The 15,656-nt window shown below is 60.5% G+C and carries 13 protein-coding genes; 7 read left to right on the plus strand and 6 right to left on the minus strand.

Annotation, left to right across the window (positions count from 1 at the left end):
* Positions 1–11: 11 nt before the first annotated feature.
* The 6 genes from tssI to AC6H34_RS27290 form a co-directional block, all read right to left on the minus strand.
* Positions 12–2,537: a type VI secretion system tip protein TssI/VgrG gene (tssI, locus tag AC6H34_RS27265; RefSeq protein ID WP_497540925.1), complete on the minus strand. Its 2,526-nt coding sequence runs from the start codon at positions 2,535–2,537 to the stop codon at positions 12–14.
* 133 nt (positions 2,538–2,670) lie between these two features.
* A complete protein-coding gene (locus AC6H34_RS27270; RefSeq protein ID WP_497540926.1) occupies positions 2,671–3,186 on the minus strand; it encodes an Hcp family type VI secretion system effector in 516 nt (171 codons plus the stop codon).
* A gap of 88 nt (positions 3,187–3,274) precedes the next feature.
* Positions 3,275–3,547: a hypothetical protein gene (locus AC6H34_RS27275; RefSeq protein WP_497540927.1), complete on the minus strand. Its 273-nt coding sequence runs from the start codon at positions 3,545–3,547 to the stop codon at positions 3,275–3,277.
* Positions 3,548–3,662: 115 nt separating this feature from the next.
* The gene (locus AC6H34_RS27280; protein ID WP_497540928.1) at positions 3,663–4,397 is read right to left on the minus strand and encodes a TfuA-like protein; all 735 of its coding nucleotides are present in this window, start codon (positions 4,395–4,397) and stop codon (positions 3,663–3,665) included.
* Entirely contained in the window at positions 4,394–5,608 is a 1,215-nt protein-coding gene (locus tag AC6H34_RS27285) for a YcaO-like family protein (RefSeq protein WP_497540929.1), read from the minus strand. Before AC6H34_RS27285 ends, AC6H34_RS27280 begins: the two co-directional genes overlap by 4 nt.
* Before the next feature lie 173 nt (positions 5,609–5,781).
* Positions 5,782–7,635 (minus strand): AfsR/SARP family transcriptional regulator, encoded by a 1,854-nt coding sequence (locus AC6H34_RS27290; protein ID WP_497540930.1) that lies wholly within the window; start codon positions 7,633–7,635, stop codon positions 5,782–5,784.
* Between the two features lie 521 nt (positions 7,636–8,156).
* Here AC6H34_RS27290 and tssB point away from each other — a divergent pair.
* The 7 genes from tssB to tssJ are packed head-to-tail and all read left to right on the plus strand — an operon-like array spanning position 8,157 to position 15,656.
* Positions 8,157–8,720 carry a type VI secretion system contractile sheath small subunit gene (gene tssB, locus AC6H34_RS27295; RefSeq protein ID WP_497540931.1) on the plus strand — a complete coding sequence of 188 codons (564 nt, stop codon included), beginning with the start codon at positions 8,157–8,159 and terminating at the stop codon, positions 8,718–8,720.
* Positions 8,721–8,774: 54 nt separating this feature from the next.
* Positions 8,775–10,289 carry a type VI secretion system contractile sheath large subunit gene (gene tssC / locus AC6H34_RS27300; RefSeq protein ID WP_497540932.1) on the plus strand — a complete coding sequence of 505 codons (1,515 nt, stop codon included), beginning with the start codon at positions 8,775–8,777 and terminating at the stop codon, positions 10,287–10,289.
* Positions 10,290–10,294: 5 nt separating this feature from the next.
* Entirely contained in the window at positions 10,295–10,783 is a 489-nt protein-coding gene (tssE, locus tag AC6H34_RS27305; RefSeq protein WP_497540933.1) for a type VI secretion system baseplate subunit TssE, read from the plus strand.
* Between the two features lie 14 nt (positions 10,784–10,797).
* The gene (gene tssF, locus AC6H34_RS27310) at positions 10,798–12,594 is read left to right on the plus strand and encodes a type VI secretion system baseplate subunit TssF (RefSeq protein WP_497540934.1); all 1,797 of its coding nucleotides are present in this window, start codon (positions 10,798–10,800) and stop codon (positions 12,592–12,594) included.
* On the plus strand, positions 12,558–13,589 hold the full coding sequence (tssG, locus tag AC6H34_RS27315) for a type VI secretion system baseplate subunit TssG (RefSeq protein ID WP_497540935.1): 1,032 nt from the start codon (positions 12,558–12,560) through the stop codon (positions 13,587–13,589). The genes tssF and tssG overlap by 37 nt, the downstream gene beginning before the upstream one ends.
* Before the next feature lie 11 nt (positions 13,590–13,600).
* Complete coding sequence (tagH, locus tag AC6H34_RS27320; protein WP_497540936.1) at positions 13,601–15,112, plus strand: type VI secretion system-associated FHA domain protein TagH; 1,512 nt, start codon at positions 13,601–13,603, stop codon at positions 15,110–15,112.
* A 4-nt stretch (positions 15,113–15,116) separates the two neighbouring features.
* Positions 15,117–15,656: a type VI secretion system lipoprotein TssJ gene (gene tssJ, locus AC6H34_RS27325; protein WP_497540937.1), complete on the plus strand. Its 540-nt coding sequence runs from the start codon at positions 15,117–15,119 to the stop codon at positions 15,654–15,656.

Here is a 15,656-nt window from a genome sequence, read left to right on the forward strand (position 1 = left end):
ACTCGATATGATCAGTTGTGATCGATCATCTCGGAGATCACCTGCACATGATTTTCTCCGGCAACATAAACATTGACGCCTTGAAGAAGGACAGTTCCATCCTTCTTCATAATCAGGAGGGATTTTGGTGGTATGGACTTGCCATCTTTGTCCGTGCTGGCACCAACGCCGATTACGAACTCGTCTCCCACGTCGATGTGATAGCTATGGCCCACAGCTTGTTTGAACACCTGCCCCACGGTTGAGACCTTAGCTGTGCCGATCTGCTCGGTGCTGGCCACGCCCACATTTGTGTTCTTCATCATGCCGACGAGTTGGTTGAGGATGCCGCCGCCGACCATGGAGCCGAGCTGGCCGAGCAGGCTCGAGCCGGCGCTGGCCATGGAGGCGCCGCCTGCGGTGGTCATGTCGTTGGGCGTGGCGGAGGTGGCGGAGGAGAAGGCCTTGTCGAAGAGCTGGGATGCCGCGCCAAGGGCGCCCCCCGCAAGGCTGGAGCTATGATCGCCGGCAGCCGTCGATTGCTGGCTGGTATCGGCCGGGGCGGCGAAGGCGGTACCGAGGGAGGCGCCGTGGGCCTTGGGCGTGTCCTCAGCGGGCGCAGCGCCGCTAGCGGGCGAGCCACCGCCGGCCCCTCCGCTCGTCGCTGTCTCGAGTCCCGCCGTCGCCGCCTGCGCCACCGCCCCGGCCGCCGCGCCCACCGTCTTGGCTGCCGCATCGCCGGACTGGTTTGCGGCGGCGGCGCCAGCGATGCTCATCGCGGCCTGCAGCATGCCGGCGCTTTGCCCCATCAGCGCGCCCAGCGCCCCGCCCATCAGGGCCTGCGCCCCGGCGCCCGTCGCCGCCCCGATAACCTGGTTGAGCCCACCCCCCACCTGGTGGTTCATGTTGGCGCCCACCGTGAGCTGGTGCTGCTGGCCGTAGGAGTGGAAGCCCGAGGCGTCCACCGCGTGCACCTGGTTGTTCAAGACCTTCGACGTCATGTCCTTCTGGGCATGCATGAAGAAGTTCTGGCCGCCGTTCTCGTCTTCGAAGCTCATCTCGTTGAAGCCCTCGCCCTTATGGGTCTGACTGCGGATCGCCATCTTGGTCTTGTGCCCCGGCAGCGCGTAGGGCGTGTGGTTGTCGGCGTTGTAGGCCCGGCCCGTCACCAGCGGCTGCTCGATGTCGTCGTTGACGTAGGAGACCAGCACGCTCTGGCCCACGCGCGGGATGGCGATGTGGCCCCATTGTGCCCCGCCCCAGTTCTGCGCCACCCGGATCCAGCACGAGGAGGTGTCGTCGTTCCTGGCGTGGCGGTCCCAGAAGAACCGCACCTTCACGCGGGAATGCTCGTCCGTGTAGATCTCCTCGCCCGAGGGACCGGTGACGATGGCGAGATGCGGCCCGTCCGCCATCGGCTTGACGCGCTGGGCCGGCCGGAAGGGCTGGTCGGCGGCCACCACCTCGAAGGCGGTGTCGAGGAAGGTGCCGCCGCCGTCGGCGCGGTGCTGCGAGCCGGTGTCCTCCTCCAGTGCGCCGGGCTGGCGGCCCCCCTGCACCACGCGGGTGAGGAAGTATTTGCGATTCAAAGCCCGGGCCGGATGGTGGGCGAGCTCGAACAGCGCCCCGGCGGTGGCATGAGCGAAGCGCCCGGCACCCTTGCCGTGGCTGGCCAGGCCCCGCATGTGCTCGAGGCGATACCGCGCGAAGGCGGCGCCTGCCTCGTCGGTCTTGTGGCGGCCGGGGAACTCGTAATGCTCCAGCTTGCCGGCGAGGCCGTTGATGCGGCTCGCCTCGTAAACGGCGGGGAAGGTGTAGCGTGGATGCAGGAAGTGCTGGTCGGCCAGCGCCACGGCCGAACTCTCCACCCGCTCCACCCTGGTGAAGGCCTTGGCGAAGGGACCCTTCACGTCGCCGCCTGGATTGGCGTTGTAGTCAAGGCTGGCGGTCACCGGCACGTCCGGGGCGACCGAGGAGGTGTCACGCATCACCAGCTTATGGCCGCTCTCGCCATGCTCGTGGGTGTAGTGGATGCCCTCCTCGGCCAGCAGGCGGGCGATGAAGTCGAAGCTGGTCTCGCGGTACTGCACCACATAGTCGCGCCGAGCGTGATCGGCCCGCAAGTCGAACGAGTAGTCCGACACGCCGTTGTCCCTGAGCACGCTCTCCACGATCTCGGGCACCGACCGGGCCTGGAAGATCCGCGCGTCCGAAACGAAGCGCAGGCGGTGCAGCTTGGGCATCAGCACGACGCGGTAGAAGGTGCGGTGCTCGCCCGTGTCGCCCTGGTGGGCCTCCTCCACAAGCCCGTGCAGGTGGCGCGGCTCGCCATAGCGGTCGTGCAGCGTGAGCAAGGCGGGCTTGTCGAGGAGCTTGGCGAGGTCGATGTCCGCGCGCTCGGCGGCAAGTTCGATCTCTATGCGATAGAGCGCCGACACCGCCTCCTCCGCCCGAAAGGACCGCACCACCAGCCCCGCATCCGGATCGCCCCGGGACTTGAAGGTGAAGGCGAGATCGCTGTCCTGATCCTGCATAATCGTTTCGGTGATGGCGTTCATGATGACGATCCGGCTGCTGGGGAGGAGACAACGACGGGAACCGGGTGCAGGCCGTCAGGCCCGCGGCCGCGGCGATTTGCGGAGAAGGGGAAAAGGCGGCGGGTGGGAGAACTCGCCGCCCGGGCTCCCGGGCTCAGCCCTTGGGGGCGCGCCAGTCGTCGGAGCCGGAGGTGCCGGCGACCGTGTGCTCCCAGTTGATCTTGCGGTAGGCCAGAGACACGGTGACGAGTTGGGTGTAGTCGGCGTTCTTCGGGTCCTGGGCGTGCGGCATGGACAGGTCGATGTCGACCACCGTGGCGTCCTCCAGGGAGGTGGTGAAGAAGTGCTCCTGCTTGCCCGAGGAGTTGGTGCGATACCATTTGAGCTCGCACTTGGTGAGCATTTCACCCGAGGTCAGCGCGTTGTAGAGCAGCGGCGTGGACTTGTTCAGGGCGGCGGTGAACTTCATCGGCCGGTGTACGCGCTGGCCGGAGGGCTGGCCCGACTGAGGGTCGCGCGGAATGGTGATGACGTGGTCGACCTGCTGCACCAGGATCTCGTCCTCATGACCTTCCTGCCAGACATTGCCGACGGAATCCTCTGTGAAGGCCCCTTGTGTGATCGGGCCCTGGGTCGAGCCCTCGATCGTGATGTAGGCGGGGGTAGGCATGGCTGCTCCTTGGCTGGCCTGCCGCGGCAGGCTGGAAATGGATCGGCGGGGACGCGCCGAAGCGGGAGGTTGTCCCGCCCACTTGCCGTTAGGGAAGCAACGCTTGTGCCAGAAAGGCGAGGACGGGCCTCGCGAAACGAAAGATCAGAAGCAACACATTGATATCGAAGAAGAAAATAATTTTTACGAACTGCAGGCCCGGTCCGCGGCTGCCGTCAAAAGAGGCAAGGTCCAGCGGCGTCAATACGGAAATCGGCTTAGATTTACGGTACCATGAAACCGTCATCCTATCGCGCACGCGATTTCGTTCCGGATACGGAATTTGATGTTTCGGATCCGGAACATCCAGAATACGTTTCAAATCAATTATCTAGACAAGAACCAACGAACTCTTAGCCAGCCTGGGCCACGCTTCACCGGGCGAATTCGGAAAATGGCTGAAATCGGCGTTTCCGGGTCATTCTCCGAATCCTACATCAACTCCCGGGTTCGATGCTGCCGATAAAGCCCCTCCATGCAGCAGGGGTCTGGAGAACCCAGCTCTTCGCTCCCCGGCACAGTTCGTCGGGCTGCACCCGCATTGCTTCGACCAACGCCAAAGCATCGAGCCGTTTCTGATCGACATAGTGAGCGCGATAGAGATCTAGAAGCTCCTCGCCCATCGCCTCACCTTCTCCGATCGCTTCGATAACCGCTTCGATCGACAAGTCCTTGAAGAATATAGCTCTCGCCTCGGTCACGAGCCTTTGCTCCATCCGCGGCTCGATCACGCCCATCCGAAGGAGCCGGCCGAGTGTCGCCTCGATATTCACCAGCGCCTCGGTGACGGGCATATAGCCGAGTTCGGCCGGCCCATGCAGTTGCGCGACATCGGCATCATCGACGCGAGCGCCATCGCGATAGGCCTCGAAAATCCTGCCCACCCCGATCATGCCATAGGCCGCGCATTCTGCCGCTCTCAAGGCACCGAGGCTCGCGCCGCCAAATACGGTCACGCCTCGCTCGAGCGCGAAGAGAATCTCCTTGTGCCACGGCGCCGCAACGTCTTCGTAGCGACCATCGACCAAGCCGATCACCTTGGCGTCTTCGAGCACGGCTCGCGCCACGTCACCCTGCCGGGCCGGGCCACTCCACACAATATCGGAAGCCCCGCGAAGCCAGCCTTCCTCCGTCGAGCCATAAAGGCTGGGCCCTACAAACAGAATCTTCACAAGGCCTCTGCAGCCGCTCGCCGCAGGCGCTCGCCGTGCGGAAAGCACCTCGGTCCCTGAGGATTTTCAAGTCCCGGCGCAACGACCTTCACAACTGCGAAGCACTCTTCCGGCGGCGTCAATGGCACGGCTGCCACAGGCCCTGCCCCGGCGGCCTCCAGGCGATCGAGGATAGTACGGAGACGTTCGGACCTCCTCGCCGGCAATTCGGTATGGACCTGTGGGCACCAAACCGGTTCGGCACGGAGGTAAACCAGAAGATCCTCGTCCAGCCTTTGTCTGTAGAGAGCGGGATCAAAATCATCTCGTGAAGCGGCAATCGTGGTCAGGCGAGTCTGCGCAGCTTCCGTGACCGCGCGAATGGCGGATTGGGCAAAATCTGCGTGGCAGCCACTACCACTCGCCAGATCGAAATGGGTCCAGGTTTCTTCACGTCCGTCGGGCCGTGGCGACAGCGTCGCGAAGCACACCGGGACACCTATGTCGCTGGTGATGTCGAACAATCGCAGGAAGCCGCCCCTTCGCTCGATCCTGTCAATCAGCAAGTCGAGAACCGGGCTGCCGAGACCGCGGCCATCAAAGCAGCGCGCTTGTATGAAGGCATCGGTGCGTACCCGCCAAAGCATCAGCGCATCGCGTTCGATCCGCTCGCACAGGCCATGAAAGACGGCTTCTTCCTGAACGTTGCCGGAGGCGAGGCCGTCCGTGGATTGCCAGTAGCGCCCCGGTGCGACGCCGTGCATCAGGCCGACGGCCTCAAGCGGAACCCATACGGGGCCACCCGTCCGCAGACCCCGGCCCTCCAACCACGATAGCACTTCTTCCTCACCAACCGGATCGGCATCTTGCAGCAACAGTTCGGGGAGGAGCCAAGCCTCCTCTCCTCCCTTCGCAAGATCGCGCGCGGAAGCAAGCCGCGCGGGCACTCTCATCGTCTCGGCACAGGCAATTTCGACGGCCTCCATAACCGCCGAGGCTGCTGCGGCATCGTCGTTGACACCCTTACCCTGCGAGGACGCAAGTGTCGCCGAATTGGGCCTGATCGCTGCCCAAACCGGAATACCGACGCAGTCCAGCCCGGTAAGCCGGGCCAGACGCGTGATGCCGAACTCCAGAAAGCGCGGGTGAATACGCGAAACCGTCTCCGCGGGCGAACAGACGCGATCGCAAAAATCAAAATGATCGAGCTTAGCGGGGAGAATAGTAGGCATGGGAAGCACTTGTTGCGCGCAACTTCACAGGTTTAGGGGAGATTGCCTCGTAGAAACTGCGCTTTGACCGGTCCTTCCGATATTCGCCATTTTCGATGGATCGGTTTCCATGCGTGTCGAGTTTGTATTCACGAGCCACTTTTTCTGTTTCAGTCATGATGACACCTGTTCATTTAAGGAAAGCCAGCCGAACGAAGACCCGTAGCATAATGCTGCACTGCCTCGCGCTGGCCGATGGGCGATTGCGCCAACCATTGCATGGTGCGGAACGAGGGATTGAAATCCATCGCGGCCTCGCGCACCTCTGCGGCCCGCTCCCTTTCACCGAGCATCGCATGCGCGGCGGCGGACAGACGCGAAACGGATTCCGGGTTCCTCATGCTATCGATGCATTTCAAAGCCTCCTTGTAGCTTTCCAGGGAGTAGTGCGCGCTCGCTGCAATCCAGTGTCGTAGATCTGCGTTGACAGAGGCGGTATTCGAGAGTTCCCCCAGTATCGAGAGTGCCTCCCGAGATGCTCCAATCGAAACGAGGGCATCTGCCAAATCGATATTGACATCGACATTGCCCGGATTGAGTTCCTTTGCCTTGCGCAGAAAGTCCGTGCCGCTCGCAAAATGGCGGCCATAGAGCCTGGCGACCCCAAGCTCCTGGTACCCCCGGCTATTGTGCGGATTCAGCGAAATGATCTTCTTCGCATGATGCTCTGCCTCGTCGAGAAGCTTCTTGTCGGCGCGTGTTGCCAACAACCCTTCCAGAACGTAAGAACGGGCCAACCCTGCGAGCGCGGGAATATGGTCAGGATCGGCTGCCAAAGCACTCTTCATGATGCCTCGGGCACGCCGGACGCTCGGCAATTCGAGTGTTTGCAAGGCGCGGCCGCCCTGAATCGCCAGTCGATAAGCATTCGTGTAGGCCGCCGATTCCGACAGCTTTGCTATTTCCCGCACTTCGACGTGATACATCAGGCAATAGCTGGCGTCGTGAACGGCCTGCATGATCCGGTCATGTATCCGATAGGATTTCGTCCAGAGGACGTCGCGGGTTGCGCGTTCAACTAGGCGAAATGACATCGCAATAGATGACGCTTCCGAACGACGACAAGCAATCTCTACAATATAGTCAATATCAGCATGGTAGACGCTCTGACGAAAGAGCGTGTCCGATATTCCATGCGTGCCCAAGTCTTGGATAAGAAATTCGCTCGATAGCCAAAGCTGTTCAACCAATTGGTCGATCAATCCAGCGAGAATGTCCCCTTCCAGCCTTGAAGAATCCGCGGGACGGTATGTAACGAGCGCAACCCTGGGTCGGTAGCGACTGACGATGGGTGCAGCCGCCGGCTTTCGGTCGACGAGGGTAGCACTCTGAGCGGCTTCTGCAGCGTTCACCCCGTTAAGTTGCTTGTAAAGTTCGCGCGTCTTTTCCTCGGGCTTTGCCTGAAACTCCCTATCAAGCAACCGTGCGAGCTTGCGATAGAGGGCGGCGACCGCTTTGGTATCGCCTCTTTCGGCCTTGTGGCGCATCAGGACGCGATAGGCCGCCTCGTTGTTCACGTCTATCTGCAGCAGTTTCTTGGCGGCAACCTGGGACTGGGGAGGCAGAGCAGCCGTAGAGCTCGTATCAAGATGATGGGCAACCGAATTCACGAGTTCCTGCTGCAGTCCGGAGCGCCTGTCCCTCAGCCAATGGGTGAGCTTCTCTCCATTGGCAGTCTGCCCTTGCAGCAGTTCTCCTCGGTAGGCCTCACAGACGGTAAGAATGTTGTGCTTCGAGACTCGCGATAAAGCAGCCCTGAATGCGACAACATCAATATAGCCAATGGAAGAGCTAATCCGTATCTCACCCTCCTCTATATCGAAGAGACTAAGATTTCCGTGGGCGCCAAAGGCCAAGCGTTCCCGATAGAGTAGGTTACGCAGGTTGCCGTCACGGCGCTCTGAATCAACATCTTCCCAGAGGAATTCGGCGGCTACCTCACGTTTTATACTGCCGTTACGGCCATCAATGACAAGAAGGGCAAACAATAGAAACGATTTCCTAGGCAGTATGATGCTCGTACCGGAATCGAGTGTCACCTGAGCCCGGCCCAGAATGGATATATTCAGTTTATCATCCAATTTTGGTATATTACTATAACTTCTGTCACGAAACATGGCGACGCCTGTAATTTTTTTAGAAACATCACTATCTAGACGATAATTTTCCTTTCGTAATCCACGACGATTATGGCGCGCGTAATTTGTGACGCAATTTTGTGACGCAATCTCTCTTCAAGAACGAATTCGATTTTCCCTTGGAACCAAAAAGTACCTATTTCACAGCTATTTGATGAAACACGCAGACGTAGTGGTGGATCATTCCAACGCCAAACCGCATTGAAATTGAGCGTCACATTCCGCGCAACAAGTATCAATTTCACGGGAACCATGACTCGGCCTTTTTGTGACGCAAGGACGTTAGGTTATCAGTCATTAACAACTTGCGCTGCCGATCGTCCATTCGGATGAGCCGGCGCCCGACAACGAGCAGCTGGTAAGGAGCCATCATGGGTAAGGAAGGATCAGTCGCACCGAAGGAGCGCATCAATATCCGTTATGTGCCGGCAACGCTCGGGCAGCAGGCGGAAATCGAACTGCCCCTTCGCCTTCTGGTCATGGGCGACTTCCTCGGTAAGGAAGACAGCACGCCGGTCGAGGAACGCAAACTGCTCTCGATCGACAAGAATACGTTCGCAACCGTGATGGAGGAGGCTGGGCTCGAGCGCCAGTTCACAGCCAGGAATGCCTTGTCGGAGGAGGACGATGCCGATCTGAAGGTGTCGCTGCAGTTTAGGTCGCTCAAGGATTTTGAACCCGACTCGATCGCGCGACAGGTGCCGGAATTGAAGAAGCTGATCGAGCTTCGCGAAGCCCTCGTCGCGCTCAAGGGACCGTTGGGCAACATGCCGGCATTCCGGAAGCGTCTTCAAACGTTGCTCAGTGACGAAAAGAGCCGGCGAGAACTCCTGCGCGAGCTCGAAGGCGTCGCACCATCCACAGATTCCGCCCAGCGCGCCTCGAAGAAGCCCGCGTTGAACGATCAGCTCGATATTCAAGCCGAGGCCAGCTGACGCTCTGCCCTTCGGCCCGCTTTCTGATCCCACAACTCCAGGAATTTTGCGACCATGGATACTGCTCTACAGGCAGGCCAGCATGCGACGACGCTCGACAGCAATTCGCTGCTGGCCCAGATCATGGAAGAGACGCAGCTCCAGCCTGGCGAAGAGAGCTACGACATTGCCCTACGTGGCGTCGAAGCCTTCATCGCCGATCTGCTGAAGTCGGACTCTTCCGACGAGAAGATCAACAAGGCGGTCGTCGATCGCATGATCGTCGAGCTCGACAGGAAGATCGGCGGCCAGGTGGATGCCATAGTCCACCACCCTTCCTTCCAGGACATGGAATCGGCCTGGCGTGGCCTCAAGATTCTGGTGGATCGCACGGACTTTCGCGAGAACATCAAGATCGACGTTCTCCCGGTCTCCAAGGCTGACCTGCTCGAGGATTTCGAGATTGCGCCTGAAGTCGTGCAGTCCGGCCTCTACAAGCACGTGTACTCCTCCGGTTACGGCCAGTTCGGCGGCGAGCCCATAGGTGGCATGATCGCCAACTACAATTTCGGTCCCGGCGCACCGGACATCAAGCTCCTGCAATACGTGGCCTCAATTGGCGCGATGGCGCATGCGCCCTTCATCGCCGCCGCGGCCCCGGAAATGTTCGGTATCCAGAGTTATACGCAACTCCCCGCGATCAAAGAGCTGTCGTCGGTTTACGAGAGCCCGCGATTCCGCAAATGGAACGGCCTGCGCGAGAGCGAGGACGCCCGTTACCTCGGACTTACCGGCCCGCGCTTCCTCCTGCGCCAACCCTATGATCCGCTCGACAATCCGGTACGCAGCTTCAACTACACCGAGGACGTGGTTTCCGATCATGGGAGCTATCTGTGGGGCAACACCGCCTTCCTGATGGCTACCCGCATCACCGAGAGCTTCGCCAAATACCGCTGGTCACCCAATATAATCGGCCCGCAATCCGGCGGTGCCGTCTATGACCTGCCCGTGCATGTGTACGAGGCCCTTGGTCAGATAGAGGCAAAAATCCCGACCGAAGTGCTGGTCACCGACCGCCGCGAGTTCGAGCTGGCAGAGATGGGCTTCATTGCGCTCACCATGCGCAAGGGATCGGATAATGCCGCATTCTTCTCCGCCAATTCGATCCAGAAGCCCAAGCGTTTTCCAAATACCAAGGAAGGCAAGATGGCCGAGACGAACTACAAGCTCGGCACGCAGCTTCCCTATATGTTCATCATCAACCGTCTGGCCCACTACATCAAGGTGCTCCAGCGCGAGCAACTCGGCTCCTGGAAGGAACGCGAAGATCTCGAGCGCGAGCTGAATGTCTGGCTCAAGCAATATGTCGCCGACCAGGAGAACCCACCATCCGACGTGCGGTCGCGCCGTCCCCTGCGGGCCGCGCAAGTTGTGGTTTCCGACGTCGAAGGTGATCCGGGCTGGTATCAGGTCACGCTGAAGGTGCGTCCGCACTTCAAGTATATGGGCGCCAACTTCGAACTTTCGCTGGTAGGCAAGCTTGATAAGAACGAGCGAACCGTCCTTGGCGCCGATTCCGAATATACCTGACGCGCATGCCGGAGCCGGATAAGGACCGAGCCGCCGGACGAGCGGACGCCGCCTCCCCTGTCTGGGGTTCGCGCGCCCGAACCATGGCCGGCAGCCTGTTCGACCGCCTGATCGGCGACGAGGAGGAGACGCCCCTCGACTGGAGCGGCGATCTTGCCGACGCGCGGATACGTTCCATCAAGCGCAATCTCGGCCGGATCCTCAACACACGGGCGGGTGGCGCTGCCGCCAACCCGGCCCTGGGTATCGCCGATTTCAATGACGGCGTCATGCAATCGAACGATCCGACCAAGCATATCTGTGCCTCAATCCGCACTTGCATCCTCTCCAACGAGCCGCGGATCAGCGATGTCCGGGTCGAGCATATCCCCGATCCCGACAGGCCCTTGTCGCCACGGTTCTCGATCGTGGCGTCCATCCTCGTGTCCGGCCGTCAGGAACAGATCCGTGTTGATCTGGCCATGCTCGATGGCCGTTTCGTGCCTACCAACTGACTAATGATCGGGTCATGACTTCGCTGTTTCAGGACGAGTTGAACTATTTGCGGGAGGTTGGGAAAGAGTTTGCCAAACTCAACCCCAAGCTCAGCAAATATCTGTCTGAATCGAGTTCGGATCCTGATGTGGAGCGCTTGCTGGAAGGCTTTGCGTTCCTCACCTCGAAGGTACGCGAGAAGATCGAGGACGAGCTTCCCGAGCTTACCCATTCGATCATGGAACTGCTCTGGCCGAATTTCCTGCGCCCCTTTCCCGCCACTGCGATGGTCAAGTTCATCCCGAACGACCGGGCCATCACAGAACGCAAGGTCATTGCGGCGGGCAGCTCCCTTCGCTCGCGTCCGATCGAAGGCGTGGCCTGCCAGTTTCGAACAACTTCCGACTGCATCGTCTATCCGCTCAATCTGGCCGAACCGCGCATGGAACGCACGCGTGACAGGGCGAGGCTGAGCCTGACCTTCACGACCTTGTCCGGACAGCCAGCTTGCGAGATAGGGCTCGACACGCTGCGCTTGACCTTCACGGGTGAGTCCGCCGTGGCCCAGATGCTCTATCTGTGGACGCGGCGCTATATGCGCTCCGCTCGTATCCTACCGGCAGGCAAGGGGAATGGCCCCAACCTCGCTCATGAGAATTTCGCACCAGGTGGTTTCGGGCCGGAAGAGGCGATCCTGCCGCATAGCGTGCTCGCCTTCGATGGCCACCGGCTGCTGCAGGAATTCTTCGCCTTCCCCGAAAAGTTCTACTGCGTCGACGTGCATGGACTGCAAGCGGCCCTGCGCGGCGTGAATGAGAGCGAATTCACGCTGGAGATCGAATATGAGCGCCCCTTACCGGTCGACGTCAAATTGAGACCGGACAATATCCAGCTTTATTGTGTCCCAGCAGTAAATCTATTCGCGTGTGATGCCGACCCCTTCATCAACAGGCACGAAAAATCCTCCTATCGTGTACGCCCGCGCGGGCCGCGACAGGATGAGCCTTCCTCCTTCGCCGATACCCGCAGCCCCGCCAGCGAGATCTTCTCGATCGACCGGGTGAGCAGCGAGCAGCGTGGCCTTGTGCGTGAGGGGCGCAGCCGGCAGCACGTCTATCCTCGCTTCGAATCCTTCGAGCACGAAATCGAACAGGCGGAACGCCGCAAGCAACTATACTTCCGCCAACGCATCACGCCCCTGCTGCGCGGGGGCTACCAATATGAAATCTCCTTTGTGCGCCACGACGGCAGCAAGGCCCTTGCACCCGAGGAGGCCGTGTCGATCGACCTGACCTGCTTTAACGGATCGGTCGCCAGCGAGCTTGCGGTCGGAGACATCTTGTTCGGCCTGCAGGACGTACCCTCGTTCGTCGGCATTACCAACATTTCCCGGCCGACACCGGTCATCTATCCTCCGCTCGACGGCTCCCTGAACTGGGCCATGATCTCGAACATGTCGCTCAACTACATGTCGCTGCTTGACCGCAAGGCGCTGGCGGCGATCCTGGCTGTCTACGACCACCGCGCTCTCAACGACAGACAGGCGCAGCGCGCGGGCCAACGGCGCCTCGATGGCATCGTCGGCCTTGAGACCAAGCCCTATGACCGCCTCTTCAAAGGCCTGCCCATCCGCGGGTTGCGCTCCCGCATGGTCCTCAGGGAGGCGAATTTTCAGACCGAAGGCGAGATGTACCTTTTCGGCTCCGTGCTGAGCGAATTCTTCTCGCTCTATTCAACCGTCAATTCGTTCCACGAACTGGAAGTGCGTGGTGAGCAGAGAGGGGAGGTATACCGATGGCCAGCCAAAATCGGTCGTCAGCCCCTGATCTAAGGACTCACTTCGAGGAGCGCGGCCGACATTATGCATTCTTCCAAGCCGTCGAGCTGATCCAGAAGCAGCTAGATGACGGCCGCGAGGTCGGCACGCATGTGCTCGCGCGCGACGAGAAGGTCTTCTTCAACGTCAATCACAACCTCGCCTTCCCCCTCTCGGACATCGCCGCAATCGACGATCTGCCGGCCAGCGACGATGAAGAGGGCGCCGACCGCCGCTTCATGATGACGGTGAATTTCCTGGGGCTGCACGGCTCGGGCTCGCCCCTGCCCTCCTACTATCCGGAGACAATCGCGCAGTATGAAGCCGAGGGCTCCGTGCTGAAGGGCTTCTTCGACTTCTTTCACAACCGCACCGTTGGCCTGCTTCATCGATCGTGGCGCAAATATCGTTACTACCAGCGCTATCAGCCCGGCGGCAGCGATCCGTTCTCGCAATGGGTCTTCTCGCTGTTCGGTCTCGGCGACGAACGCGTGCGGGCGTCGACAAAGGTCTATTGGCCGCGCCTGCTTTGCTTCGCTGGCATCCTGGCCACACGCAACCGTTCCCCGGGAGTATTGTCGACGGTGATCAGCCACGCCTTCGATATCAAGCGTGTCGAGATCGAGGAAATGGTCAGGCGCAAGGTGGAGATCCCGCGTGAGCAGCGCTGTGCAGCCGGCGGAACCAATTGCATGCTTGGGCAGTCCATGGTGATCGGCGACCGCGCCAATGACTGCCAGGGCAAGTTCCGCATCGTGCTCCACGATCTGACCCACCGGCGCTTTTCCGATTTCCTCCCCGCTGGAAAGGATTTCAAGCGCCTCCGAGGCCTCGTAGAGGTCATGTTGCGTGACCAGTTCGCCTACGACCTCAAGCTGTGCCTGGCCCCACGCGAAGCCCGTCCTCTCACCTTGCAGAGAGCAGAGGAGGGTCGCCTCGGCTGGTCGTCTTTCATGGGCGAGGGCGAGGTCGACGATATCCGCCCCGTCGTCATTCGTGTCCGGTCATAGGGGAGAACCTCATGCGATTGACCCTCGTCGTGAACAATACCGCCATTCTTGAGGGCGGAGCCAAAGCCACCTTCGTCTTCGACGAGGACGGCGGGACGATCGGATCTGGCAATGCAAGCAGCTGGCGCCTCCCGGACCACGAGCATTCGGTTTCTCCGCAACATGCGCGTGTCTTCTTTGCCGATGGCCATTTCTGCCTGGAAGCCACGTCTCCCGCCGGCCTTGTCATCAACCACACTGGCCGTCCCCTGATGCCCGGAAATCCGTTCCAGGTCCAGGATGGCGACGCCGTCCGACTTGGCCGCTTCGACATATCGGCCTTTGTCAGCGAGAACCTGGAGGAGACCTTTCCCGGACGCCGAGGCGAACAATGGGCTCAGCGTTTCGGTTCGGTAGAAACGCTGTTGAGCGATCGCCTCGGCGGCGAGGACACCGCAAGTCCGCTCGATGCCGCCCTCACCCACCGAGACAACCGTATCTCGCTGCAGGAGCGAATTGAACGCCAACGGCGAACCGACCCCCTATCCCTTCTGCACGAGGCCAGTACGGCCACCAATCCGGTCAACAAGGATCCTCTTGCAGCGCTCGACCACGATCTCTCCCCGGGGAACCAGGACGTGAACTCCAAACTGTCAGATTATGTCAACGCAATACCGGAAGAAGCCAATCCCGACGCGATTCCCGATGACCTTCAGCCGACATCGGCCTATTTCGCGCCCCCACGCGTTCGGCAAAAAGACAGTTCCGATCGGGCTTCGAAGATCGGTCAGGCGGCGGTAACGGACGAGATGGACGCCTATCTCGCGTCGCTCTCCAGCGGCACGTTGAGCGACCGCCCCGTCGAGACACGCAGCAATCAAGAAGTCGCCATACGTGATGGCTGGCTCGGCGGGGTCAAGAATGATCGCGTCAATTCAGGGAGCGAGGAGCAGCTGGTCGACCATGTGGTCCTGCGTCCGCTCTGCCACGCTCTGGGACTTTCCATCGAAAATATGACTGTGCCGGAAGCCAATCAGCTTGCCCGCGAAATCGGTAGTGCTCTGCGCGCCGCGGTAACCGGTCTGATGGAGCTCAACGGCGAGGAACTCTCGAGCCGCAGCCTGCTGGCGGAGACGCATCTTCATGCAATCGAAGACAACCCCCTTCGCCTCGCCGAAAAGCCCGACGAGGCGATCCGCGATCTCTTCATGGTACAGAGCCCGGTCCATCTTTCCGCAACGGCCGCCGTCTCTGAAAGCCTGAGCGTCCTCAAGCATCACCAGATGGCAAGCGAGAAGGCTACGGACGCTGCCCTCGCTGCCGTCCTGCGTGCCTTGGCTCCTCTCTCTCTCGCCAGACGCTTCCTAAAGTACAAGGGACATGCGCCACGAACGGGTGACCTGGATGCCTGGCACTGGCGGATGTATCAGCATTACTACGGCGAACTCTCCTCCGACCGCCAAGGCGGCCTCTCACGCATGTTCCGCGAAGTCTTCCGCCAAGTCTATGACCGGGAAATGCGCGCCCGGACGCTGGAGAGCTGAGGGAATGCACATCGCCTTGCGCCCTGTCCTCACGCCTTTGCTCTTGCTGTGTCTCAGCGCGTGCACGCCGGCCAAACTGTACGAAGCCGGCTCCAAGATGGCACAGGTCGCCTGGAATCCGGATACTCCTCTCGGCGCCAACAATGAGCAGCCGTCGGCGGCTACCGTCACGCTTTATGCCGAGGCGGGGATCAACAAGAACAGCTTTGGGCAGGCATCACCCATCGACGTCTGGCTCTACCAACTCAGCGACGACGGCAAGCTGAAAACAATCGACTTCATGACCATGTCGGCGGATCCGAAGGCCGCGCTCACCACCAGCTATGTCTCGCACAAGGATTTTCAGGTGGAACCCGGCAAGGCGAAGGTCATCTCCGACTGGGAATTTGACAAGGAGACCCGCTTCATTGGCGTCGCTGCGGGATACCAGAATATCGACAAGGTCAATTGGCGAACGGTCGAGACCGTCCACCCCAAGGGGGAGAAATACAAGATCACCGTCGCCATCAAGGCAGCGGCCATCACAATACAGGTCGATCGGTAG

The organism is Labrys sp. ALF-8, assembly GCF_059699065.1.